We start from the raw sequence: 26,049 nt of genomic DNA on the forward strand, positions 1-26,049 counted from the left end.
ACGTTATCTTATTCTCTAATAGAGCATACAGATATGATCAATGGCGCGTTACGCACTGGTTGTTGGCATTACAGATTATAAAAGTCCACTGAAAAACCTGAGTAAACCGGCAACAGATGCGGAAGCAGTGGCACAGGTGCTACAAGCGCATGGTGATTTTGAGGATATTAAGTTACTCAAAGGGAACGTTACTAAACAGCAACTAGGTGACGCTTTAAAAATTTTGCTGCGACAACAAGCAGTCAATCATGAGGCAATAATTTACTTTACAGGACACGGGATCACTGTTTCTGATTTGGAGTTAGAGACACAACAAGCATATTTAGCAACTTCTGATTTGAAGATTGTGACTCAAGGCGACACAATTGTTGAACAAACAAGCGGTATCAGCTTGATTAATCTCAACCAATTAATAGCAGAATCGCACCTTAGCAGCTTAGTTGTGTTGTTAGATTGCTGTCATAGTGGTCATTTTTTAGAACGCCATCTGATTGAAAAAACCCTTACCGCCTTTAGTTCACAGCGAGACTATTACTTTATTGCTGCTTGCAGAGATTTTCAACAAGCCTATGCCAAAAAAAGCGAACAGCACAGTATTTTTACAACTGCTTTGTTGAAGGGATTATCAGCAGAGAATGCGAATGATCGGGGTTTAGTGACAGGCGATCGCCTCTTTGATAGGATTGCTTCAGAACTCAAAGGTAGTGGTCAAGAACCAATTCGCATGGGTTGGGGACGCTCGATAACTTTAGTGAAGTATCCCGTTCAACAAACCACTACTGTTATTGATGAAACCTGTCCCTATCAGGGTTTGCGCCCTTTTGGCAAAGAACAAGCACGTTTCTTTTTTGGACGGGATCAAGTTATTCAGCAATTAAATAAAAAACTCGCTCAAGCGAATTTTGTCCCCATCATTGGTGCGTCGGGAAGTGGTAAATCTTCGGTGGTGCGGGCGGGTTTGATTCCGGTGTTAGAAAAAAATGGTTGGCGGATTTTAGAACCAATTTTGCCTGGAGTTGAACCATTAGCTGAGTTAAAACGAGCCTTTACACAGTTATTTGAGCGCGCAAAAATTAGAGAAATTTCAGCTTTGCTTGAAACAGCAGGTTTATCTGCTGTAATTTCGCAGTTGACTGGTTCTGAACGTTGCTTGTTGGTGGTAGACCAATTTGAAGAAATTTTTACCCTTGGTGCTAGAGAAGAAGAGAAACAGCGATTTATTGAGTTGTTAACCCAAGTTTCTCAAGGGCGGTTAGCAGTTGTCACCACGATGCGAGCTGATTTTTTGGAATACTGTTTAAACTATGAGTCGCTCACACAAATAATTCAAGAACAAGCTGTGTATATGCCGCCATTATTGGGGGCAGAATTAGAAAAAGCGATCGCATCTCCAGCCATGTTACAAGGTTATCAGTTAGAAAGGGGATTACTGGGAGCGATTCAGCAAGAAGTATTAGGACAAGAGAAAGGCTGCTTACCATTATTGCAGTTTGCCTTGACAGAACTATGGGAACAGCGCGATCGCACAACTCACCAGTTAACAGTTGTTAAGTTTAACGAACTAGGTGGAGTCATTGGAGCGTTAAATCGTCATGCAGAAAATTTGTATGCAGGTTTCACTGAAGAGCAAAAAGCTTGGGTCAAGAGGATTTTCTTAAAACTGGTGCGTACTGGTGCAGAAGAGAAGGATACCCGACAGCGACAGCCAAAACAGGAATTGTTAAGTATTGCTGGTGACAGCTTAGATGAGCAGCAAGTAATCAATCAAGTTATAGAAAAACTCATCCAAGGACGTTTAATAGTAACTGACACTGAAATTAGAGAAGAAGTTTGGATTGATGTAGCCCATGAAGCCTTAATTGATGGTTGGGAGAGATTGCAAGAATGGCGACAACAAGACCGAGACTTGCGACGGTTACATGATAAATTAGCCGATGCTTTGCGAGAGTGGTTGCACCAAGAAGAAGATGAACAATATCTCATGCCCAGAGGATTGTTAGCAGAGGCGCGGGAAAATTGGGAAAAGTTACAACCTGATTTATCATCGCAAGCGAAAAAGTTTTATCACCTCAGTGATGCTGATGAAAAAGAACGGAGTGCTGAACAGCAAATTGGTCTTAGGGTACGCACTGAAGCTTCATTGCAAGAGAAAACAGCAAAGATTCAGGAGATACTCTCTACTCAACCCCTCAAAGCTTCTGTGTTGGCAATACAAGGCATAGGTGAGAACTTGGACAAAATGCCAGAGCAAATTTTCCCTCCAGTTCAGAATAGCTTGCAACAATTAATGAAAGTCTTAACTCCTTTCTATGGCCATCAGGGTGAAGTCTATTCTGTCGCCATCAGCCTGGATGGGCAGACGATTGTCAGTGGGGGTGATGACGGCACAGTACGCGTATGGAATCGCCAAGGTCTGCCCTTGTCCGAACCCTTCCGTGGTCATCAATGTAGGGTGAATTCTGTCGCCATCAGCTCTGATGGGCAGACGATTGTCAGTGGGGGTGATGACGGCACAGTACGCGTATGGAATCGCCAAGGTCTGCCCTTGTCCGAACCCTTCCGTGGTCATCAATGTAGGGTGAATTCTGTTGCCATCAGCTCTGATGGTCAGACGATTGTCAGTGGGGGTGATGACGGCACAGTGCGCTTGTGGAATTCCCAAGGTCTGCCTTTGGCTGAACCCTTCCGTGGTCATCAAGGTAGGGTGAATTCTGCCGCCATCAGCCCGGATGGGCAGACGATTGTCAGTGGGGGTGATGACGGGACGGTACGCTTGTGGAATTTCCAAGGTCTGCCCTTGGCTGAACCCTTCCGTGGTCATGAGGGTGGGGTCTATTCTGTAGCCATTAGCTCGGATAGGCAGACGATTCTCAGTGTCAGTGGGGGTTTTTTTGGCAGGGTGCAGTTGTGGAATTCCCAAGGCTTAGCTAAATCCTTCCGTGGTCAATATGAGGTCAGATCTGTCGCCATCAACCAGGATGGACAAACAATTGTCAGTGGGCATAATGACGGCACGGTGCGGTTGTGGAATTTCCAAGGTCTGCCCTTGGCTGCACCCTTCTGTGGTCATCAAGGTAGGGTGAATTCTGTTGCTATGAGCCTAGATGGGCAGACGATTGTCAGTGGGGATAGTGACGGCACAGTGCGGTTGTGGAATTTCCAAGGTCTGCCCTTGGCTGCACCCTTCTGTGGTCATGAGGGTAGGGTCTATTCTGTTGCTATGAGCCTAGATGGGCAGACAATTGCCAGTGGGGGTGATGACGAGACGGTGCGGTTGTGGAATCTCCAAGGTCTGCCCTTGGCTGCACCCTTCCGTGGTCATAAGGGTAGGGTGAATTCTGTTGCTATGAGCCTGGATGGGCAGACAATTGTCAGTGGGGGTGATGACGAGACGGTGCGGTTGTGGAATTTCCAAGGTCTACCTTTGGCTGAACCCTTCCGTGGTCATCAAGGTAGGGTGAATTCTGTTGCTATGAGCCTAGATGGGCAGACAATTGCCAGTGGGGGTGATGACGAGACGGTGCGGTTGTGGAATCTCCAAGGTCTGCCCTTGGCTGCACCCTTCCGTGGTCATAAGGGTAGGGTGAATTCTGTTGCTATGAGCCTGGATGGGCAGACAATTGTCAGTGGGGGTGATGACAGGACGGTGCGGTTGTGGAATTTCCAAGGTCTGCCCTTGGCTGAACCCTTCCGTGGTCATCAAGGTAGGGTGAATTCTGTTGCTATGAGCCTAGATGGCCAGACAATTGTCAGTGGGGGTCGTGACGGCACGGTGCGGTTGTGGAATTTCCAAGGTCTGCCCTTGGCTGAACCTTTCCGTGGTCATGAGGGTGGGGTGAATTCTGTAGCCATTAGCCCGGATGGGCAGACGATTGTCAGTGGGGGTGAAGACGAGACGGTGCGGTTGTGGAATTTCCAAGGTCTGCCCTTGGCTGCACCCTTCTGTGGTCATGAGGTTTGGGTCAATTCTGTTTCCATTAGCCCTGATGGGCAGACGATTGTCAGTGGGGGTAGTGATGGCACGGTGCGCTTGTGGTATTTTGGCTGCCGTGCATGGTTGCAATTCTACTGTCAGAGGTTACGTTATCATCCCATCTTCACTAATCCACAAACTGACGAGGCAAAAGCCGCTTGCGAAGTCTGCCGTAAATATGTTTGGAGTAAAGAAGGTGATATATGAGAGTGCGAAGCCGTGCTAATCAGAAGCTTTGTAGATAAAAACAGGAAGTTTCTTGTTTAAAACAAAAACTGTCTAGCTTTAAACAAAAACTGTCGAGGTTAAAACTAAAACTTTTTAGTTTGAAACGAGAAATGTCGAGTTCAGAACCAGAAATTTCTCGCTAAAAACAGAAAACTCCAAGTTCGGAACTAGAATGTTCCTGTTTGAAACGAAAAACGTCTAGTCTAAAACGCGAAACTTCAAGCTCAGAACACCAACATCCGAGAGTTGATCTGCAATGTGATGGCGAGTGAAAGGCGATCGCTCTCCATAACCACAACATAACCAAGATGCGATCGCCCTCATATCCCTGATGAGATATACCAAAACCGCTTTGAATGATAGATTATTGATGCTGACCTATTAATGAATCTATCGAAGCTATATAGCTGAAATTATTATGAAATTTTTGCACCGTCCTGATCTGTATGGTTGGTCTTATTTCAACCCGGCGAGAAATATCGATTTCAACGGGATTGCTTGGATTCGCCCTACTGGTAACATCTTGATTGACCCTGTGGCTTTATCTAACCATGATTGGAATCATCTAGAGTCTTTAGGCGGTGTAGATTGGATTATTATCACTAATTCTGACCATATTCGGTCAGCGAAGGAAATTGCTGATCAAACCTATGCCAAAATAGCAGGGCCGATCGCAGAAAAAGAGTATTTTCCTTTAATGTGCGATCGCTGGCTAACTGATGGTGAAGAGTTTGTCCCCGGACTCAAGGTGTTGGAAATGCAAGGTTCTAAAACTCCAGGGGAATTGGTACTGTTATTAGAAGAAACTACCCTAATTACTGGGGATTTAGTCCGCGCCTACAAAGCTGGTAGTTTAGGTATTCTACCTGATGAAAAGTTGCTCAATAAAGCTGAGGCTGTGGCTTCAGTCCAGCGATTAGCAGCTTTAGACAAGGTAGAAACTATTTTAGTCGGTGATGGTTGGTCTGTGTTTCGGGATGGACGCGATCGCCTAAAGGAACTAGTGGCGACGTTGTAATTTATTCAATGTCATATCGCCCAAATGCTCAAGCTCAGGCTGAAGTTTACAAAAGTGAACATCAAACAGAATCTTTCTGAGACAGATATTTTAATTGTCGAGAGATCGCTGTTGTTGCACCCCAAATACCAACCCCTATGATTGCTAACATTGGGGATGGTTCAGGTACAGAAACTCGCCGAAATTCAATAGGTGTATTAGCTAATAAAACACCTTCAGAATTAAAAATTTGGTCTAGAGAAAGGATACTATCGCGTCGAACAGTGATACTGGAAACTACTCTTGACGAACCAGCCGGACAACCATCCGGGCTGTTACTACCTATATAATATTTATCCGGCTGCAAAAACAGGTTCAAGTTACAACTTGTGATTGGCAAGTTACTTGTTGGAATTATTCGCATAGATTGAGGTTTACCACATAAACCCCGCACAGCATTAGGATCTAAAAAACTGCGAATACTCAGATTTACTGCCTCATTTCCTTGACTAAATGAGTACAAACGTAAGCGTTCAAAAAAGGAACTTTCTTGTTCAAAATAAATATTTTCTGAATTATTTACACTGTCTAATTGAATACTACAACTAGTAATGCTAATCAGTGGCACAGTAGGCTTTTGAGTCACTTGTTGAGAATTATCAAAAAAACCAGTAAACCAGTTTGCTACCTGCTTTACCTGTTGTGCAAGTGTTGTTGCATTGGCAGCATTAGCTGTAGTAGGTATTGTCAACAGTGACAGTAAAAATGTGACTGCGTAAGCTTTGATGCGGTTCATCATTTCACAAAAACATCGTCAACTCAAAGTATGCTGGAAAATGCTTACGTCTAATTGCCATTGAGTTATTTAAATTTTTTATTAAATCAAGTTGAGGTATATTCAAATGCTCGCACTGGGTGACTGTTGAATAGGGATTTCCATCACAAACTCTGTTCCTTGTCTGAATACTGAGTTAAAGTACAATTTTCCGCGATGTTGCTCTGTCACTATTTGATAACTGACAGATAAGCCTAGTCCCATACCTTTACCGACTATTTTGTTGGTAAAAAATGGGTCAAAAACTTTTGCTTGCACTTTTTCATTCATCCCGATGCCATTATCATAAAAACTAATAGCTATGCGGTTTTTGTCTAATAACTTTGTATAAATTCTAATTTGAGGCGTTGTTGATGTCATTTGCCAATATTCATTCCCCATTTCTTCCAAAGCATCAATCGCATTGATCAATATATTCATAAATACTTGGTTAATTTGACTGGGGTAGCACTCGACTACAGGCAAATCTTGATACTCTTTGAATACTTGAATCTGTAAATGAGATTGCAACCGATTTTGCAGAATTAATAAACTACTTTCAATCCCTTGATGGATATCTACAGTTTTTAACTCAGCTTCGTCTAGGCGAGAAAAGTTACGTAGGGAATGAACTATTTTTCTAATCCGTTCCGCCCCAAGTCTAATCGAACTCAGCAACTTGATTAAATCTTCTTTGATAAAGTCAAGGTCGATGTCAGCGATCGCTTCTGTAATTACTGGGGTAGGATGGGGATATTCTTGCTGATAAATTTGGACTAAATCTATTAAATTTACGGCATATTCACGAGCGTGGGCAACATTACCATAAATGAAACTCACAGGATTATTAATTTCGTGAGCTACCCCAGCAACTATCTGTCCTAAGCTAGACATTTTCTCTTGTTGAATGATTTGAGTTTGGGTATGTTTCAAATCTGCCATTGCTATCTCTAGACGTTGATTTTTCTCATGGAGTTCTTGGGTAATCAGTCTAACGTGCTGGAGTAGTTGATTAAATGCGATCGCCATTATACCCACTTCATCGGCGGATATTACGGGTGCTTGCAGGTCAAAATCAGAGTTTTGTGTAATTTGCTGTGCTACTTGGGTGACAGCTTTTAGGGGATGAGCAATAATTTGACTGGTAAAATAAGCCAGAACACCGGCAATTACTGTTGATAAAATGACGCTAAATATATTAATAGAAAGCCGTAAAATATCAGCTTGATCATAAGCTGCGATCGCTCTTGCATAATCTTTAGCTGAAAGAGCAATAATATGAGTTAAATCATCTAAAAGGTTTTCAAATTTTTGCGATTCTGAACTATTTTGAAAATTGAGCAGTAATTTTTGGTTATCTGTCTCAATCGCTGGTAATTCCAAACTATTCGATTTAATTTTCTTGACTAAAAATTCTAAGTCTTGAAAGTAATCTATGGTGAAATCATGATATTTTGCTAAAAAAGCTGGAATTTCTCCTAAATGCAGATTATTGATTTCGTTTTTAATGTGATACTGACTATCCGTGAAAGATTTAATTGCCTGCCAGGTGTTTTTGATGTTGACAATTTGCTTTTGTAAGTGAAGATATTTATTTTGCAATTCTTGTGGACGTTCTAGCAGAAAAGTTAACTGTTGTTGGCTATCCCTAGCCCTTAAAATATCGGTTTCTAGGCGATAGAGTAACTCAGTTTCTTGCCGAGAATGTTGTGCTTGTTGCCAAGCTTCCCATAAGAAATAATCACCAACTTCAATTCCTATCGTCGTACCAAAAATAAACAGGCCTAAGATAATTCCGTATCCCCAACTAATCTTGTGTGCCATCTTGAGGCGATAAGCCCATTTTTTCAGTATCAGCATGAACTGAAAACGGTTAGCTAGGAAATTTAGCAGTTTTTGGGAATTCATGGGAAATGACTAGAATTGAGCAATTCCTGATTTCTGGAATCAAGCATAAAGGAAAACAACGAGAAAACTGATGTAGATACCAATTATCTCTAGCTTTCCCAAAAATACCTGCTGTTCCTGACCTCAGAAATTACTGAAAATCATGGAAGTGCTGTTGATTTTATCATTTTCAGATAGTTTGCTTGCTAATTCTCTACATTCCTACTGTCTGGGCTTCTTGATAAATTATCTCTTGGAACTGAATCACATCCTTTTGGGGATCGGCAATACTCACTTTGACTAGTACCGGTTCACCTAGTCTGACTGTCCGCCGGAATACCATTGGTAACTGTAGACCTAAATCTTCTAGCAGTATCAGTGCTAAGTTGCTATCTTCTCTGAGCCACATTAACACCGTAGCTTCCCAAACTTGTTCAGGGTGACGACGTAAATATTCTAAAGCCCAGTATCTATTGGTTTGCCGTTCTACCATTGTCACTTCTTGGGTGGTACTGGTAACGGTCATCATCACTTCTTTGAGTTGTTCAGCACTAAAGGGCAGAACTTCTCCCCGCAAATGGGCTTTGAGTTGGAAGTGAGTGAGTAAGTCACTGTAACGCCGAATGGGGGATGTGGCTTGAGTGTAGGTATCTAAACCCAAACCAGCGTGACGCACTGGCGTAATACTCATTTCACTCTTGGGCATACAACGCCGCATGGCGCAAGCGCGGACAAATCCGGCTGGAAGTCGGAGTAATTCTTCTTCTGGGGGTAATTCCGGTTGGGGTTGACCCCGAAATGGTAGGGGAATGTTGTGTTCCTGTCCGTAACGGGCGGCGACTTCCCCAGCCAGAATCATCATTTCTGCGACCAGTTGCCGCGATCGCGAATCATCTAAAATATCTATGCTGATGTCGTCATTTTTGACTTTAATCATCGCCTCTGGCATATTGATGCTAATCGCGCCTTGATTGTAACGCCAAGCTTTGCGTTTCTTTGCCCAAGCTGCGATCGCCGCAATTTCCGGTTCTGCTTGTACCCCTAATTCCAACATCTCGTCTACATCTTCGTAGGTGAGGCGGTAGGTGGGTTTAATTAAACTGGGATGAATAGTATAACCTGATACTCCCCCATTTTCATCTAAAATTACCCCAAAACTCAAAGCACAACATACTTTTCCTTGTACCAAGCTCATTGGCCCAGTTGCCAAAATTTCGGGAAACATGGGAACCATGCCTGTTGGTAAGTATACAGTGCTACCACGCTTCCTGGCTTCTAGGTCTAGGTCGTCTTCTGGTGCTAACCAACGGGTGGGATCAGCAATATGCACCCACAGCCTGTCTTGACCGTCTGGTAGTTGTTCCCAACTCAGTCCGTCGTCGATTTCTGTGGTGCTTTCATCATCTATTGTGTAGACTTTCAGACGAGTCAAATCTAGGCGATTTGTATCTGAGTCTGTGGGCTGATCATCCAAACGCTGTTGTGCCACTTCTAAAACCTTGCTAGGAAACTGGACGGGAATAGCAGAACGACGCAGGAACAAATTCTCATTTGCACTCCACCATTTCAAATCTACCAATAATTGAAATGCGCCTGGAGGGGTGGCGGGTCGCCCCAACAGATTCATTGTCTCTAAAACTGGGGCTGGTGGAGGATAGGCGCGGGCTAGGGAGTCATAGTTTACACCCATTCTGACAATATCCGCCAACAGGGCTGCATATTTTTCTAGCCCTTCGAGGCGTTGACGGTCGTGACGTTGCCATTCGACTGTTTCACCCTGGAGTGCTTGTTCTATACGAACTAAGAATTCCTGCTGTTCCCTAGCTTTGAGGGCTTCTACTTCTATTTGGTGTTTGCGTTCTGCTACTTGCGCCGTCGTTCTTGGCTCATAAGCATCGCCTTTTTGTTTGAAGTAGAGTTTATCGTCTGATAGTAAACAGTGGGCGGCGTAACAAGGGGCGGAATTTGATTCCGAAAACAGCAGATTGGCCATTTGTGCCGGTGTGACTGTTTCTCCCTCTTCCACCAATAATTCCCACGCTACTTCTAAGCTTGAGGGGTCTAAGTAAGGCTTGACCTCCGCTAGAAAAGCCGGAATATCAGATGATTTGTAGGTGTTACCGTTAACTGTATAGGTAATTTGTCTAGGCGCGAGGCTGTGGGATTGACCACGTTCATCTACCACAAACCAACGGGTCTTTCCGTCTGGACGGTCTATCACGCCCAAACGGCGATCGCCTTGAACCCGAAATTCAACTAGCGTCCCCTTCTCCACAACTCTCGCAATTATTAATGGTTGACAAATAAATTTTAGATTTTAGAGTTAAATAATGGCTACTAATTCCAAAATCTGAGGATTTTTACTGTAGAACAAAATTTTAGCACTGACTTGGGCAATTTTAGATTTTGGATTTGGCGAAAAGTTCTGTAGGCGGGTTTCCCGCCGTAGGAATCTTTTCAAGACAGATTTTGGTGAAGCAGTGTTTTTCGATACTAGCCCCGCTTTGAAATTGAGCAGAACAAATCTACAGTCAATTCAAAACCCTTATCTGTCACCCAAGACTGGGTTCAGTCAATCCAAAATCACAAATCTCAAATCCACAATTGTTGGGGGTTTAGCCTTCTGCATTGATAAATGGCAGCAAAGCCACAATCCGCGCCCGTTTAATTGCTAAGGTGAGTTCCCGTTGTTGTTGACAGGTCAAGCCTGTAATCCGACGGGGTAATATTTTACCACGCTCGGTGATAAACTTCCGCAATAGGTCTACATCTTTGTAATCAATTGGTTCTCCAGGCTTAATTGGAGACAAACGCCGACGGTAATAACTCATCTTTATTTAATTTCCTTGTGAACGGTATGTTTATTGCAGTGGGTACAGAACTTGTTTAGTTCTAAGCGGTTGGTAGTGTTGCGACGGTTCTTAGTTGTTGTATACCGTGAAACACCGGGCGATCGCTTATCTGGATTTGTACGACACTCAGTACACTCTAGTGTCACTATTATGCGGACACCTTTACTCTTTGCCATAATCTTACAAACGCTAAAGCCTGAAGAGAATTAACACAAATTACTATCTTCTCACATTCCGGCGCAAATTTCCAACTAGTCGTTTGATTTTTATATCTAACGAATAGCCGCGACGCGACGAAACAATGAAAGTTTTAGCATAACGGTCATGGAGAGCTTGCCGCATCTGGGTATCAGATAAAGCAGCACCACAATCGATAGCCAAGGGAAGAACTAGCAGTATAGCAGTGGGATTGGCGCGCAGATTGCCCAAGGCAATAGACACCAAAATTGCACCAAAGCCAATTATAGCTTCTCTTTGTAAGAGTGCTAGCAACTGGGGAATTCTACCGATAACTTCGCCATTCTGCACTTCTAAGATTTTCAAGTCAAACGCCCACCGCCCCAAACTTTGTCCTTGATTGTTATACGCCACTAACACCCGCATAATCAGCCAACCGGAGACAAACACGAAGATTTGCAGAAATTGAATCCCAGTTTGATTACTGTTAAAAAAAGCACTGACTAGCCAAACAACGAGAAAATCTAAGCCCAAAGCCATAGCACGCCGATTAAGTTCAGCTTTGGGATAGTGTTTTTGGGGAACTCGTTCGATAGTCATAAATCAATTCAAAATTCAAAATTCAAAATTCAAAATTAAAGATAGCTAGCCACAAGAGGGAACCAGTCTCTTGGACAGGTTTCCCATCGACTTGAGAGAACCGGCGTTGGGGGTTCTACCTACCTTGCTTGGGAAACAAGGTTTTTTCTCCGACGAGAGGCTACGTGTAGTTTGCTGTACGCCCACAATTCCACTCGGTTTTAACCTAACTTTTTCCGATCAAAATGGGAATGGGAGATAAAAATAATTTTCCTCTGTTTTTTGTGGTTTTTTCTGATCTGGGAATTTTCTCTATTTAAGTAAATTTATCTAAAAATTTCTACTTAAATATGCCCTAAGAATGTTCAAGAAATGTTCTCTTATGCCTTAAGGTGGAGAAATCAAGTGTGTACAAACTAAAGCTAGAATGATTAGACTCGAAACAGCCTGGCATTCCCTGAGATACGATTTTCTAGCAATCTTGTTTGTTGTCTTGGCAGCATTATTGACTGTTGCCCTAAACTCATTATCTAAATATTCTCTATTTGCTTTTTTTTATGCAGCTGTGGCCTTGAGTTCTTGGTGCGGCGGGACTCGTTCTGGTATATTGGCAACTCTATTAGCTTTTATTATTTTCAACTACTTTTTTACTCCTCCTTTTTACTCTTTGGCGTTGCAGGGTGTTGATGAAATTATCCGTTTGATAGTCTTTGTCTTGGTTGCTTTGCTGATTGGTTTGTTAAATGCGAACTTAAAAACTGCTAGGCAAAAGCTGGAAAGACAGGTACAAGTATTAGGGGAAAGTGAAACGCGATACCGAGCCTTAACCGAAAATATTCCCCAGATTATTTGGTTTGCTGATGCTGATGGAGCTATTGAATACCTCAACCAGCGTTGGTATGATTACACGGGGTTATCGTCTTTAGAATCTCTGGGTTGGAAGTGGCAGCAGGTAGTTCATCCAGAGGATCTATCGTTTGTATTACAGCAATGGACTAGTGCTGTAGAGCAAAGAAGTCTTTTAGAAATAGAATCTCGCCTCCAGGGCAAGGACGGTGACTACCATTGGCATATTACTCGCGCTGTGCCTGTAGTAGATGGTAATGGAGTTATTCAGCGTTGGTTTGGCAGTACCACTGACATTAACGAGCAGAAACAAATACAACAGCTGCTTTATCAGCAAGAGCAAGAACGTAGTCGATTACTGCTAAAGCTAGAAGAAAAGCAACAACGCTTGCAAGCTATTTTAGAACAAATGCCGGCGGGCTTAATTATTGCAGATATATCAGGTAAGTTGCTGCTTGGTAATCCCCAAGTAGAACAGATTTGGCGACGTTCGTTTTTGCCTGCGGAAAGTATTGAGCAGTATCAAGAATACCAGGGGTTCCACTTAGATGGTCGTCCCTATAGTCCCCATGACTGGCCTTTGGCTCGTTCTGTGAGTACAGGTGAGGTGGTTGTCAATGAAGAAATCAACTTTTTGCGGGGGGATGGGACACAGGGTTGGATGCTAGTCAATTCTGCTCCCATTCGTGATAGTCAAGGAGAGATTACGGCTGGGGTGGTAACTTTTTACGATATTACGGAACGCAAACAAGCGCAGGAAGCGTTGCAAGAGAGTGAAGAACGGTTTCGGCAAATGGCAGAGTCCATAGAAGATGTATTTTGGGTGAGTACGATTATTCAAGGAGATTACCAAGTTCTCTATGTTAGCCCAGCTTATGCAACGATTTGGGGTCATCCTTGCGAGAGTTTGTACAGCAATCCCTATGGGTGGATAGAGTCAATACATCCCGAAGATCAGCCGCGAGTGAGGGAAGAGTTTTTTAGGCGATCGCTACATGGTAATACAGACATGGAATATCGCATAGTGCGGCCTGATGGCTCAATTCGTTGGATACGCGATCGCTCTTTTCCCATACCAGACGCAAATGGCAATATATACCGAAAAGTAGGCGTAGCAGAAGATATCACCGACCGCAAACAAACAGAAATCGCCTTAAAAGAGAGTCAGGCTCTATTTGCTAGCTTTATGCAGCATATACCAGGTAGTGCATATATTAAAGATGATCAAGGAAGATGCCTATATGTGAATCAGGAGGGAGCCAACCTGCTAGGACGGGAAATAGCTGATGTGATTGGTAAGACAGATTTTGACCTCCTCTCAATCGCAGTGGCGCATAAATTATACGAATGCGATCGCGCTATCCTCCAAAATAATCAACCAGTAGAATTACATGAAAGTTTTCCTCAAGGTGATACAGAACGTCATTTTATGACGTACAAATTTCCCTTGATTGATGAGACTGGAAGAAAAATGTTGGCGGGAATGTCCTTTGATGTTACCGAACAAAAACGTTTAGAAAAAGCTTTAAAGATTAGTGAGACTAAGTTTCGGCGTTTAGTTGATGCCGATATTATTGGTGTAGTTGTGGCTAATTCTACACATATTATTGAAGCCAATGATTTATTTTTGCAAATGCTGGGTTACATCAGGGCTGATGTGAATAACGGGAATTTGCGATGGCGCGATATAACTCCGCCAGAATATTGGCACTTAGATGAACAGGGCGTGGTAGAGTTACAAACTACCGGCAAATGTACACCCTTTACTAAAGAATATATTCGCCAAGATGGGAGTCGAGTCCCCATTTTGTTAGGAGCGACAATTTTGGAGGAATCCCCCCTAACTTGGTTGTGTTTTGTGCTGGATCTGACTCCACAGCAGCAAGCAGAAATCGCACTGCGTCAAAGTGAAGAACGCTTCCGCTTGGCAGCACAGGCTGTAGCTGGGATTGTGTATGATTGGAATCTGCAAACTGGCTATGTTTACCGTTCTGAAGGTTTGTATCAGGTGATGGGGTTTCATCCACAAGAAGTTCCCCAAACTGGTACTTGGTGGTCAGAACGTGTGCATCCAGAGGATTTAGTGAAATGTCAAGAAATTTGGCTGACTGTTTCCACTGGTCAAAATGATCGCTATAGTGCAGAATACCGCATCCGCCATAAAGATGGCCATTGGGTGTATCTATGGGATCAAGGGTATCTCATCCGTGATCAGAATGGAAATATAGTGCGGGTAGTTGGTTCTAGTGCAGATATTAGCGATCGCAAACAAGTCGAAGCTGAACGCCTAGAACTATTGGAAAGAGAGAAAATTGCTCGCACAAAAGCAGAAGAAGCCAACCGGATTAAAGATGAATTTTTAGCGGTTTTATCTCATGAATTGCGATCGCCACTTAACCCGATTTTAGGTTGGTCAAAACTTCTGCGTTCTCGTCAACTCGACCAAGCAACTGTCAAAAATGCTTTGGAAACAATTGAGCGTAATGCCAAACTGCAAACTAAGTTAATTGACGATTTGCTCGATGTTTCTCGCATTCTACGGGGTAAATTAACCCTCAAGACTAACCCAGTCAACTTAGTTTCTATTATTTACAGATGCTTTGGAAACAGTCCGCTTGGCGGCAGAAGCTAAATCTCTTGAGATCCAGACTCTTGTTGATGATGTCGGTATAGTCTTGGGAGATGCAGCCAGATTACAGCAGGTGGTGTGGAATTTGTTATCCAACGCCGTCAAATTCACCCCATCAGGCGGCAAAATTATGATTAAATTAACCAAAATAGACTCTCAAGCACAGCTACAAGTGATTGATACTGGTATTGGCATAGATTCTCAGTTTTTACCCCACATTTTTGATTATTTTCGCCAAGCCGATAGCAGTATTACGAGAAATTTCGGTGGCTTAGGATTAGGACTGGCGATTGTACGTCATCTGGTAGAGTTACATGGTGGTACAATCATCGCCGAAAGTCTAGGTAATGGACAAGGTGCAAAATTTACAGTCCAATTACCACTCCAGAATCAGAAAAATACAGAAAAACTGGGAAATCAAAATAGTAATTTTGCGGCTTTTTGTTTGGAGAATGTGCGAATTCTCACCGTGGATGATAACGCTGATACCCGCGATTATGTTACCTGTGCTTTAAAACAAGCTGGTGCTGAGGTGTTCGTTGCAACCTCTGCCATAGAAGTGCTGAAACTCATCAGCCAATCCCAGATAGATATTTTACTGGCTGATATTGGAATGCCAGATATTGATGGATACAGTTTAATGCGTCAGATTCGAGAACTACCGCCAGCACAGGGAGGAAATATTCCTGCGATCGCCCTCACTGCCTACACTAGAGAAAGTGATCAACAGCAAGCAATATTAGCTGGTTTTCAACAGCATATATCTAAACCAGTTGATCCCTTTGAACTAGCGCAAGTGATTGCCAATTTACTCAGGCAAAAGTGAATATGTTATCAGTCCAGGATACAGCCAATATTATTTTTAATTTAGTCAAACCTCTAAATCAGCAGCAAGATACAGAAGTTTTAGATTTATTCGCCGTCAATGGACGCATCTTAGCCGCACCCGTCACCAGTCCCTTAGATTTTCCTCACTGGGATAACTCCGCAATGGATGGTTACGCGGTACGCTATGCAGATGTCAAAAATGCCAGTCTTGAACAGCCGGTGAATTTAGAAATTGTGGCAGAGATTCCCGCAGGACATCAACCACAATTTACCCTGCAAACGGGACAAGCAGCGCGCATTTTTACCGGTGCAGTCATTCCCGACGGTGCAGATACCGTTGTGATGCAAGAGAAAACACGCCGAGAAAATCAGCAAGTGGCGATTCTCACCACACCCCAACTAGGGGAATTTGTCAGACGTAAAGCCTCATATTACCAAGCAGGGACACAATTATTACCAAGCGGTATCCAGTTAACGGCGGCAGAAATTGCTGTTTTAGCAGCATCTCAATGTTCCCCTGTCAGGGTTTACCGTCGTCCTCGTGTGGCAATTTTTTCCACCGGGAATGAATTAGTGACAGTCAATCAACCCCTACAACCAGGACAAATTGTCGATTCTAATCAGTATGCCTTAGCTGCTTTAGTCCAACAAAGGGGGGCAGAACCAATATTATTAGGTATTGTGAGAGATGATCCCGAAGCCTTAGCAGAAACGATTAAACAAGCCATCACCCAAGCCGATATCGTCATTTCCTCCGGTGGTGTGTCTGTGGGTGATTATGACTACGTTGACAAAATTCTCACTTCTCTAGGTGCAGAAATTCCCATCCGCGCCGTCGCCATGCGTCCAGGAAAACCCCTCACAGTCGCCAAATTTCCCAGTTCCCCCACCATCTATTTTGGTTTACCAGGAAATCCGGCGGCGGTGTTGGTGACATTTTGGCGATTTGTACAACCAGTAATTAGGAAATTGGCGGGATTAACTGAGGGTTGGGAAGCAGAATTTGTGCAAGTGCGATCGCATGACGAGCTGCGATCAGACGGAAAGCGCGAAACTTATATTTGGGGACGGTTGTATTTAATTGATGGAGTTTACGAATTTCACCAAGCGGGAGGCCGTCATAGTTCCGGTAATTTAATTAATTTAGTGCAAACTAATGCTTTAGCTGTAATGCGGGTAGGTCAAACCTTAATTTCGCCAGGAGAAGAAGTACAGATTTTGAAACTATTCACGTAAAGACAAATTACCGCGCATTAGCACTCAGGAGTTAAGGAAAATGTTCGGACTAGATGATTTTGATATCAAGAAAACTCGCTTTTACGAAGAAGTTCGTGAAGAAGTTAGACAAGAACAGACTCAAGAAGTGGTAATGCGCCAGCTAACACGACGAATTGGTGGTGTTAGTCAGGAATTACAAGAGCAGATTGGTAAGTTATCTATTGAGCAATTAGAAAATTTGGCTGAAGCTTTGTTAGATTTTGCTACTCCAGCTGATTTAGTGAGTTGGTTGCAAAATCATCATCCTTAAAGCTTCACCTACGTGTGTAACGATGTTTTACACCGATGGGAAAATATTCGCGATCGCCCATTGGTGCTAACATAACTTGCGGTGTCTGGTATTCTTTGGGGACGTAGTTAGCAAATTCGCCATTGAGCCGCAATAGCTGAGTGAGAATCGATGCTGCTATAGCTTGACGTTTATCTTCGCTAGCTTCTACATCTGGTGCTAATTCCACCACGACAGATAAAAACCAGTTTTTCTGTTCATCTTCTTTTACCTGCAAAACAAACTTACCTGTCACCCACTCTTTAATTACAGGTTGCTCTAATCCCACTGTAACATTTTCTGGGTAAATATTTGCGCCAAAGTAGGAGACAGTAAAATTAGAACGTCCAAATACATAAACAAAGGGTAACTGGTGAATACCTCTGGAATTGTGGGACAGATTTTCTAGCGGATTAAATCCCCAATCTGCCAAAAATTGCAGCATAGCATCATAACTAATAATGCCACCCGTATCTAAAATGTTGTAGCGGATCAGTGGAATCCCGTTATTTCCAGAAAACAATAATTGCCCGTTTTCCACTTCAAAAAAACGGCTAACTGGGTCATACTGCACTAATGTTGGTAAACGAGACTCTTTAAATAAAGCCTTAGCCGCATCTGGATTTTGCGCCAAAAACCGCCGAATACAAATACTCAAAGGTGTTTCATTTCCCAACACCCCTGCATCGGCTGTACCGTAAAGGGATGCAAAATCATAACAAGGATTTTGAGAACCTACCCTTTCACCCACTAAACTCCGCCATTCTTCACTAAATACCTCACCCGCCATCACAAATTTAATCTGATAGCGTTGCCAGTCTACAGCACGAGCAGTACCTGTATCAATAACATCCTTGAGAAATGGGGGATATCCCAGCAAAACCACCTGTGCAAAATTATCGCCAATTTCCTGGACTACCCGTAAAATTTCATCTTTATTGTTACCAGGAGTAATGACAGTGATGGGGTAGCCTTTGCTAGCAAGATAACGACAGCAATTAGTAGTGAACATCCCACCTACCCAAGTACCGAGAGTAAAGCAAATCACAGCCAAGGTGGGTTTACTATCGGCGGCGAAACTATCGTGAAAAATTTGCTCAAAGCGTGTAGCAATTTGTAATTCATCGATCAAAAACCGCGGCCAAAACGTCGGTTTCCCCGTCGAACCAGAAGAAGCCGCAATCATATCGCAACCTTCTAGCTGTCCATTGCGACATAGCTCCCTTAGAGAATAACGCGAGATATAATTTTCTTTAGCGATCGCTGGCAATTTCTGAAAGTCTGCAAAACTTTGAATACTATCAGGATGAATAGAACTGGCTGCCAGAAAAGCTTGATAAGCCGGAACATGAGTCGCCACGTCATGAAATAAATTTAAGAGAACTCTTTCAGGCGAAGTGTTTATATGCTGATTCAATAAAACATCTAAAGGCGTAGAAACAAAATCTTCCCACGCCTTAATTACTTGCTGACTTCGTGATTGATATTGCATATAGTCATTATTCAATAGTTATTAGTCAATAGTTATTAGTCATTAGTCATTAGTCTTGGTTTACTCATACAGGGATGAGTCAAGAACAACAAGTATAGATCAGTATAACTAAGAAGGGACTAGTTATTATAGGAATGGGAAATAGGGAATAGGGAATGGGGAATGGGGAATGGGGAATGGGGAATGGGAGATCAGGTATTGTTTATCGGAGAACCCATGACTAATGACTAATGACTAATGACTAATGACTATTGACTATTGACTATTGACCATTGACTAATTCAAATACACAGAACCATTTTCTTGAATTCTGACTGTGTTTTTATCTTGTCCAAAGTTGGTGGTTGCGCCTAATCTTACCTCCAGCATTCCTGGGGTTGAGGTGGGTTGTGGAGTCACTTGCAGCAAACCGCCATCATTGCGGTAGAGTGTGACTGTCACAGGTGCATTTAGACCTTGTAGCATAACATCTGATTTACCTTGGAGCGATCGCGGCGGTGTATCTCCAATGACTTCATAAGTTACCTCCGCACCAGTTTCATTTATCAACCTGACGTTAACTTGATTATTCACCAAAGCGAGTCTAGCACTGGGCTGCTGCTGTTGGCTGGGTAAGGGTGGCTGAGTGACTGACACATCTGGACGAGGGATAGCTGCTTGTTCTGGGGTGATCCCTTGTGATTGCAATTGTTGGGTGAGTGCGTTGGGGGGACAGCCTTGAGGGACTACATTTCTAGAGTTGAAAGGTTCTTCATAGTAAATGCGAGGACAAGGATTCAAACCAGGGGTACGCGCTTGTGGTGCTTCTCCGCCTACACCTTGTGGGTATGATGATTGGGTAGTAGGGGAAGTTACTGGAGGTAGTAATCCTTGAGCCTCAAGTCTGCGAGTTAACGCATTTGGAGGACAACCTTGAGGAACTATAACCCTATTGTTATGTGGTTCTTCATAGAAAATGCTAGGACAAGGATTTACTTTGGGAATAGATTGTTGTGCTGATGCACTTTGAGGAACTAGCGATATGCTCATCAGCATACCTCCACAAATAGCACCGAATAATTTTTGAGAACGTGTATTCATAAGTGACTCCTAATAACATTTAATTGGGTAATTTGATTTATCCAAAACCAAAATTTTCATACACCTTAACTTTTCCCCCTTCCCTAGTAGGGAAGGGGGTTAGGGGGCAATACGGTTCAGATAAGAAAAATAAATTTCAACAAAACCAGCAAATGATCACTCAACAAAAAACGAAAAAATGATTTTGGAGGGGGTTTGGGGGACGCAACCGTCCCCCAATCGGGGGCTTGGGGGAGAATCCCCCAAATCTTGCTCATTGTCTAACAGGTAGAGCAAAAATTGAGAAATCAACTCTCACCACCTTAACTGAACCGTATTGGGTTAGGGGGTTAGGTTTTGCGTTAACTTCTCTACATAACGCGAAAAATCAGATGTAGCAATACGCTTCATGTAAAAAACTTTTATTATCTGTAGTTTGTAGTAAGGACTAAAGTCCTTACCCTGGAATTATCTTTCACTAACTTGACTAAGCTTCCTGCCAAAGTTGACGAACTCTGTCTGGTAGCCAACTAGCAATTTCTTCTATTCTTTCTGGAGACAATTCATCTTTAGTAGCAGCAAAAACAGCCTTAACAACTTGTTCTCTATCTACATTTGGAGGCATTCCGCCTTCATTCGCTACTCGAAAAAGAAAGCGATCGCTATCAATTTTAAAAATACCAGGCCCCTGCCAAGGTGGACGTACCCGACTCAAAAATCTCACAAGCGGATTAGTATCATGCCATAAATCAGCAATTTCCATTTGCAGAGATTTATCATCAGTAATTTCTGCCGGTTTGTGCAGTTCTTCCTCAACGTGATCAGCCGCTTCTGTCGTCATCAAATCACGCATTACTCGAAAGACTACTTCTGTGATATCCCTAGCATCATAGATATCTGATAGACCACTGGCGATTTTAACTTTCTCTAAAAATGGTATATCTCTTTCTTGTATGGCAGTTGACATTGCAAACTCCAAAAATTACTTCATGGCTGCATTTTGTCAGCAAAAAATATTTAGTTATGAGCCGAGTTTATGCAACCGTCAGTAATTAAATTAATCAATCAAGAACATACAATTCATCTGTCACAGGAAACAAATATTAATTAATCAATTAAGACTCCAGAGTGACAGGTAAAATTACAATAAAAGTAGTACCCTTACCTAAAGTGCTTTCTACTTGAATTTGCCCGTGGTGATGTTCCACAATCGCTTGTGCGATCGCTAATCCCAATCCTGAACCTGTAGCATTATCTGTAGCTAAACTCCGCGTTTTGTGGGTGCGTGCAGGATCAACACGATAAAATCGGTCAAATAGTTTGGGTAACGCCTCAGCCGGAATTCCCACACCAGTATCACTCACCTGAATTTGCAAACAAGGGACGCTACTGTAGCGAATTCTCTCTATCCTGGCTAGTTCTACACTCACCTCTCCACCTGCTGGAGTATATTGCAAAGCATTACCAATCAAATTTGTAAATAAACGCACCAATTGATCCCAATTACCCCAAAGGGTGAACCAATTTTCTAATAATTCTGGGCTAGTTTCCGATATGGGCGGATCAATGAGATGTAAACTCAACTTAATCGCCTTTTCTGTAGCCAGAAGTTGTTGTTCTTCTACAACTTCCATCAGCAAAGCATCCACAGGACAAGTCGTAAAATCATCTTTACTCATCCCCCCGTCTTGACGCGCCAGGAACAATAAATCATTAACTAACCTACCCAAACGTTGAGTTAACCTTTCTACCACCTTTAACTGCTGGCGATAATTTTTCGCCACACCAGCCTCAGTTTCCGTTAACTCCAAATCAGTTAAAGCTACTTGCACATTAGTTTGAATCAAAGCAATGGGACTTCGCAATTCATGGGAAGCATCAGCCGTAAATTGTTTAAGGCGTTGGTAAGACTCTCCCACAGGTTCCATCGCCTTCCCAGACAGAAACCAACCACTAGCCGCTACAGACACCACCATCAACCCCGTACCCAACGCCAAATCAAACATTAATTGGCGACTGGGTTTAGTCACCTCAAACCAAGGATGACTCACACGCAGATATCCCAACACCTGTCGTCCCATTTCCACCCGTTGGGTAACTTGACGCAATAATAGGGGGGAGTGGGGACTGGGGACTGGTGAGTCAGCGCGGTCTTGGGGGTTTCCCCCATGAGCGACTGACGAACCCCGAAGGGGGGACTGGGAGTTTTCTGGGTTTTCGGTTTGTTCTTGTTTAATTATGCGTACTGTTTCACCATTGCGATCGCTATGGATGGGAAGATTGAGAGGCTCAGAAAAAGTAGACCAAATTAATTCCCCAGTCGGACTAAACCACTCTAAATCAATGTGGTCATCTTCTACTGTCTCTGCATTGTTGCGAAAACTAGCTTCTACATTGATATGAAATGGTTCAAGCTCATTGTTAGACCGTTCAATGACCAGCGATCGCTCTACAATTTCCACTACATGATTTAAAGTATCGTCAATCCGCTCAATTAAAGTATTGCGGACATATAAATACACACCACTAGCAAACAGCAGCAACAACACAGCAGTTACAGCCGTATACCAAATAGCCAGACGACGACGGGTAGCTTGAAACATGAGAAAATTTACAACCAGCAGGTGTTATTTTTGGGAATATCTTGGTATGGCGATCGCAATACTCCACTACATAACTTACCGTAAGCCATAACCCCTGGAAATATTCTCCACACTCCACTACTTCCAACTCAGTATTTACCACATACTCCGAATGTGATCATCAAGTAATAGTTATTAACTAAACGCCAAGATATCACAGTTTCCGTTTATACAAAAATCCCATGCTTAACAATGCTTAACTTTCTAGTCACTATCTCTGGTATTTTTAAGTGATTTTACTGAAGCAAAACTTTTACCATAAAAGTTAAATTCTATATGCAGTTGACCTGGAAGGAACTTATCTATCAAACACCAAAATTCAAGAGAATAAAATCCTATCTACAGTCCATATTTTAAAATTTGTAACGGAAATATAGTTACAAGAATAATCAGGGCAACTTCATAGATAGCACGAATTTTGTTCCCACTCCTAGCAAAAGAACCTATCTTCAAATAACTCCTAAACATATACACATATCTTTCTCCTTGATAGATATCAAAAATTTAGAAAATCTGGCATCTATCCAGTCACACACAACCTCTTACCCTCAACAATTAGAAAATCTGCTTCTTACTTAGTTGCACTTCCACAAAACCAAACATTGTTTTGTGAAGAAGCAAAATAGTCTTTGGTGGAGTGACGGAAATAAATTTGTGCTGCACTACCGTAAATCATTAATTTTCAGTCAGCTTATTTATTTAGATGTTGAATTTCTAAAAATATAAAAAACAATTATGGGAACTTACAACGGTACAACTTTCTTTCCTGATCCTGGTAGTTCAACAACTACAGCCTTAGATACTGCAACTTATATAGGTGCTTCTCCTACCAGTACACCCAGCTTATTCCAAGATTCCCTCGGTAGTCCTGACTTATCTGATTTTTATAAATTTACTCTTAGTAGCTCCAGTATTGTTAGCTTAAACTTAGATGGGTTAACTAGTAATGCTGATCTAAGATTAAGAAATAGTACTGGTGGTACTCTTTATAGTTCTACTCAATCAGGCAACACATCAGAATCCCTCCGTTCTAACTTAGCAGCAGGTACATATTACGCTGAAGTTTATTTGGGTAGTGGTGGTACTAATACAACTTATAATCTCACCCTTGCGGCCGATATAGTTCAGGAAAGTGGACGCTCCGACAATAGCGTATCTACTGCATTTGATATTGGCACATTCAATAGTAATAACAGCTATAGCACCACAGATTTTATAGGTAACACAGGTGCATCTGGTGCAACACAAGATAGCAATGACTATTACAAATTTACACTCACAAAATCCGGCTCAGTTAATATTGGTCTCTCTGGACTAGGGGCTAACCTCGATTTAAATTTACGTAATGCTAGCGGAGTCATACAGTCTTCTTCCCAGTCAGGCACAACCCCGGAATCTATTGTTAGAAGTCTTGCTATTGGCACATACTACATTCAGGTCTTGCCTGGTGGTTCAGGTAATTTTAGCAACTATAATCTAGACTTTTCCTTTACAGCAGACCCCGACGACTTAGCTGGGAACACACTGGGAACAGCTCGCGACATTAATACTTTAACTGCCACACCCACGAATTTCTCCGATTTTGTGAATTCTGGCGATAACTTAGATTATTATCGCTTTGATCTGGCAACTACGGCTTTAGTTGACTTTAGCCTGACACCCGCAACAGCAAATGCAGATTTACAACTACTTAATGGTTCAGGTAACGGCATTCAAACTTCTAATCAGTCGGGAACAGCCGTAGACTCTATTAGACGCAGCTTGACAGCAGGTACATACTACCTCTTAGTTACTCCAGGCACAGGTGCAGCAACTAACTACACCCTCACCGCGTCTGCCACAACAATATTACCAGACCAAGCCCCTAATACTCGACAAACAGCTAAAGATATTGGCACTCTTAGCGGTTCTCAAAGCTTCAATGACTTTGTCGGTAATATCGACTCTGATGATTACTATCGCTTCAGCGTTAATGTTACGAGCAGTTTCTCCCTGTCCCTAAGTAACTTAATAGATAATGCAGATGTCCAACTACTCAACAGTACCGGCACTGTCATTAGTTCATCTACTCTAAGTGGAAGTTCAAATGAAACTATTAACACAAAATTAGATGTAGGTACTTACCATATTCGTGTCTACACTTCTGGTTTAGCTAATAGTTTCTACACCCTAAATTTATCTCAAAATATATTTATTCAGCAGTTGGAAGTGCGCTCTGGCTCAGGTAGTTCTGACCCTAGTGATTTAACCGCCTGGGGTAATACTTTGTACTTTACTGCCGATGATGGCACTAATGGCAAGCAACTGTGGAAGAGTGACGGTACTACCAATACCCGCATCACCTCCATAAATGCTGGTGGCTTTAACCCAGCTAATCTGACTGTCTTTAACAACAAGCTTTACTTTACTGCCAATGACGGTGTCAATGGCGTGGAACTGTGGGTATATGACGGAACTACAACACCACAAATAGTTAGTAATATTAACTCCGGTGCTGCTAGTTCTAATCCCGATAGCTTGACTGTTGTCAGTAACAAATTGTTCTTTACAGCTGATAATGGCACTAATGGTAGAGAACTTTGGTCATACAACGGCACGACTTCTACCTTAGTTAAAGATATATACTCCGGTAGCAACAGCTCTAACCCTGCCAATCTCACTGCTGTTAATGGTCAGCTCTACTTTACAGCTTATGACCCCACCTATGGAAAAGAACTTTGGGTAAGTGATGGCACTGCTAATGGCACTCAGGTTATAGACATCAGAACTGGGGGATTGGGTTCAAATTCCAATAGTCTGACTGCTATAGGCAGTACATTATATTTTACCGCCAACAATGGTACAAGCGGGTTTGAAGTTTGGAAGTATCAATCTGGAGTCGCCAGTCTAGTTAAAGACGTTACACCTGGTAACAACGGATTTGCACCCATTTATCTGGCAGCAGTTGGTAGTACCTTATACTTTGTTACTGATAGCAATGGGGATTTTCAACAAGAGTTATGGAAGAGTGATGGTACTAGCAATGGCACAGTCATAGTCAAGAGTGACCTTAACCAAGCACCCAATATTGGCATTGGTGCATCAAATCTCTTTGCTTTTGGTAGCACTCTTTACTTTAATGCCTATAGCAATACTGAAGGTATAGAGCTATGGAAGACCGATGGAACTGATATCAATACAGTCCTCGTGAAAGATATTTGGGTTGGTAGCGACCCCAACAACAGTATTCCCAGTAGTCTCGTTAATTTTAATGGCACTCTCTATTTTGCAGCTTCTGATGCCAACAATAACAGAGAGGTGTGGATTAGTGACGGTACAGTTTCAGGTACACGCAAAGTTAGCAATATCAACTCTACAGGCAATGCTAACCCTGACCAGCTGATTGTCGTTGGTACACGACTATTCTTCACCGCCAATAACGGGACTAGCGGTACAGAATTATGGGTTTTGTAAACAGGAGGTGATGTTTAACACTAGGTTTTCAGTGATATGGCAATTTG

General features: G+C 42.6%; 18 protein-coding genes. 7 read left to right on the top strand and 11 right to left on the bottom strand.

Annotation, left to right across the window (positions count from 1 at the left end):
* Positions 1-40: 40 nt before the first annotated feature.
* Positions 41-4,180, top strand: coding sequence for a caspase family protein (locus ACQFX9_RS15025; RefSeq protein ID WP_427162727.1), 4,140 nt, complete (start codon positions 41-43; stop codon positions 4,178-4,180).
* Between the two features lie 219 nt (positions 4,181-4,399).
* On the opposite strand, the gene ACQFX9_RS15030 is transcribed toward ACQFX9_RS15025, so the two are convergent.
* Positions 4,400-4,546 carry a hypothetical protein gene (locus tag ACQFX9_RS15030; RefSeq protein ID WP_427162728.1) on the bottom strand — a complete coding sequence of 49 codons (147 nt, stop codon included), beginning with the start codon at positions 4,544-4,546 and terminating at the stop codon, positions 4,400-4,402.
* 73 nt (positions 4,547-4,619) lie between these two features.
* Between ACQFX9_RS15030 and ACQFX9_RS15035 the strand changes: the two genes are divergently transcribed.
* Complete coding sequence (locus ACQFX9_RS15035; protein WP_427162729.1) at positions 4,620-5,219, top strand: MBL fold metallo-hydrolase; 600 nt, start codon at positions 4,620-4,622, stop codon at positions 5,217-5,219.
* Positions 5,220-5,280: 61 nt separating this feature from the next.
* Here the strand turns inward: ACQFX9_RS15035 and ACQFX9_RS15040 are convergent, their stop codons facing one another.
* The 6 genes from ACQFX9_RS15040 to ACQFX9_RS15065 all read right to left on the bottom strand — a co-directional run bounded on the left by ACQFX9_RS15040 (position 5,281) and on the right by ACQFX9_RS15065 (position 11,528).
* The gene (locus ACQFX9_RS15040; protein WP_427162730.1) at positions 5,281-5,997 is read right to left on the bottom strand and encodes a chromophore lyase CpcT/CpeT; all 717 of its coding nucleotides are present in this window, start codon (positions 5,995-5,997) and stop codon (positions 5,281-5,283) included.
* Between the two features lie 99 nt (positions 5,998-6,096).
* On the bottom strand, positions 6,097-7,920 hold the full coding sequence (locus ACQFX9_RS15045) for a sensor histidine kinase (protein WP_427162732.1): 1,824 nt from the start codon (positions 7,918-7,920) through the stop codon (positions 6,097-6,099).
* 193 nt (positions 7,921-8,113) lie between these two features.
* Positions 8,114-10,174 carry a ribonuclease catalytic domain-containing protein gene (locus tag ACQFX9_RS15050; protein ID WP_427162733.1) on the bottom strand — a complete coding sequence of 687 codons (2,061 nt, stop codon included), beginning with the start codon at positions 10,172-10,174 and terminating at the stop codon, positions 8,114-8,116.
* A gap of 340 nt (positions 10,175-10,514) precedes the next feature.
* Positions 10,515-10,730, bottom strand: a complete 216-nt coding sequence (gene rpsR / locus ACQFX9_RS15055; RefSeq protein ID WP_096582652.1) for a 30S ribosomal protein S18 — start codon at positions 10,728-10,730, stop codon at positions 10,515-10,517.
* A 2-nt stretch (positions 10,731-10,732) separates the two neighbouring features.
* On the bottom strand, positions 10,733-10,927 hold the full coding sequence (gene rpmG, locus ACQFX9_RS15060; RefSeq protein ID WP_103135703.1) for a 50S ribosomal protein L33: 195 nt from the start codon (positions 10,925-10,927) through the stop codon (positions 10,733-10,735).
* A gap of 43 nt (positions 10,928-10,970) precedes the next feature.
* A complete protein-coding gene (locus tag ACQFX9_RS15065) occupies positions 10,971-11,528 on the bottom strand; it encodes an RDD family protein (RefSeq protein ID WP_427162734.1) in 558 nt (185 codons plus the stop codon).
* 406 nt (positions 11,529-11,934) lie between these two features.
* On the opposite strand from ACQFX9_RS15065, the gene ACQFX9_RS15070 reads away from it, so the two are divergent.
* From ACQFX9_RS15070 to ACQFX9_RS15085, 4 genes are read left to right on the top strand one after another with little or no spacing between them, the layout of a single operon-like run.
* A complete protein-coding gene (locus ACQFX9_RS15070; protein ID WP_427162735.1) occupies positions 11,935-14,985 on the top strand; it encodes a PAS domain S-box protein in 3,051 nt (1,016 codons plus the stop codon).
* On the top strand, positions 14,954-15,808 hold the full coding sequence (locus tag ACQFX9_RS15075) for an ATP-binding response regulator (protein ID WP_427162736.1): 855 nt from the start codon (positions 14,954-14,956) through the stop codon (positions 15,806-15,808). The genes ACQFX9_RS15070 and ACQFX9_RS15075 overlap by 32 nt, the downstream gene beginning before the upstream one ends.
* A gap of 2 nt (positions 15,809-15,810) precedes the next feature.
* Positions 15,811-17,046 (top strand): molybdopterin molybdotransferase MoeA, encoded by a 1,236-nt coding sequence (locus ACQFX9_RS15080; protein WP_427162737.1) that lies wholly within the window; start codon positions 15,811-15,813, stop codon positions 17,044-17,046.
* A gap of 40 nt (positions 17,047-17,086) precedes the next feature.
* The gene (locus ACQFX9_RS15085; RefSeq protein ID WP_427162738.1) at positions 17,087-17,338 is read left to right on the top strand and encodes a DUF4351 domain-containing protein; all 252 of its coding nucleotides are present in this window, start codon (positions 17,087-17,089) and stop codon (positions 17,336-17,338) included.
* 4 nt (positions 17,339-17,342) lie between these two features.
* Here ACQFX9_RS15085 and ACQFX9_RS15090 read toward each other — a convergent pair whose 3' ends face one another.
* The 4 genes from ACQFX9_RS15090 to ACQFX9_RS15105 all read right to left on the bottom strand — a co-directional run bounded on the left by ACQFX9_RS15090 (position 17,343) and on the right by ACQFX9_RS15105 (position 22,510).
* On the bottom strand, positions 17,343-18,848 hold the full coding sequence (locus ACQFX9_RS15090) for a phenylacetate--CoA ligase family protein (protein ID WP_427162898.1): 1,506 nt from the start codon (positions 18,846-18,848) through the stop codon (positions 17,343-17,345).
* A 276-nt stretch (positions 18,849-19,124) separates the two neighbouring features.
* Positions 19,125-19,928 (bottom strand): hypothetical protein, encoded by an 804-nt coding sequence (locus ACQFX9_RS15095; RefSeq protein WP_427162739.1) that lies wholly within the window; start codon positions 19,926-19,928, stop codon positions 19,125-19,127.
* A gap of 466 nt (positions 19,929-20,394) precedes the next feature.
* A complete protein-coding gene (locus tag ACQFX9_RS15100) occupies positions 20,395-20,874 on the bottom strand; it encodes a DUF2267 domain-containing protein (RefSeq protein WP_427162741.1) in 480 nt (159 codons plus the stop codon).
* 148 nt (positions 20,875-21,022) lie between these two features.
* Complete coding sequence (locus tag ACQFX9_RS15105; RefSeq protein ID WP_427162742.1) at positions 21,023-22,510, bottom strand: sensor histidine kinase; 1,488 nt, start codon at positions 22,508-22,510, stop codon at positions 21,023-21,025.
* A 774-nt stretch (positions 22,511-23,284) separates the two neighbouring features.
* Here ACQFX9_RS15105 and ACQFX9_RS15110 point away from each other — a divergent pair.
* Positions 23,285-26,002, top strand: coding sequence for a pre-peptidase C-terminal domain-containing protein (locus tag ACQFX9_RS15110; RefSeq protein ID WP_427162743.1), 2,718 nt, complete (start codon positions 23,285-23,287; stop codon positions 26,000-26,002).
* Positions 26,003-26,049 lie beyond the last annotated feature (47 nt).

The organism is Aliinostoc sp. HNIBRCY26 (genome assembly GCF_050235535.1).
Taxonomy (GTDB): Bacteria; Cyanobacteriota; Cyanobacteriia; order Cyanobacteriales; family Nostocaceae; genus Trichormus.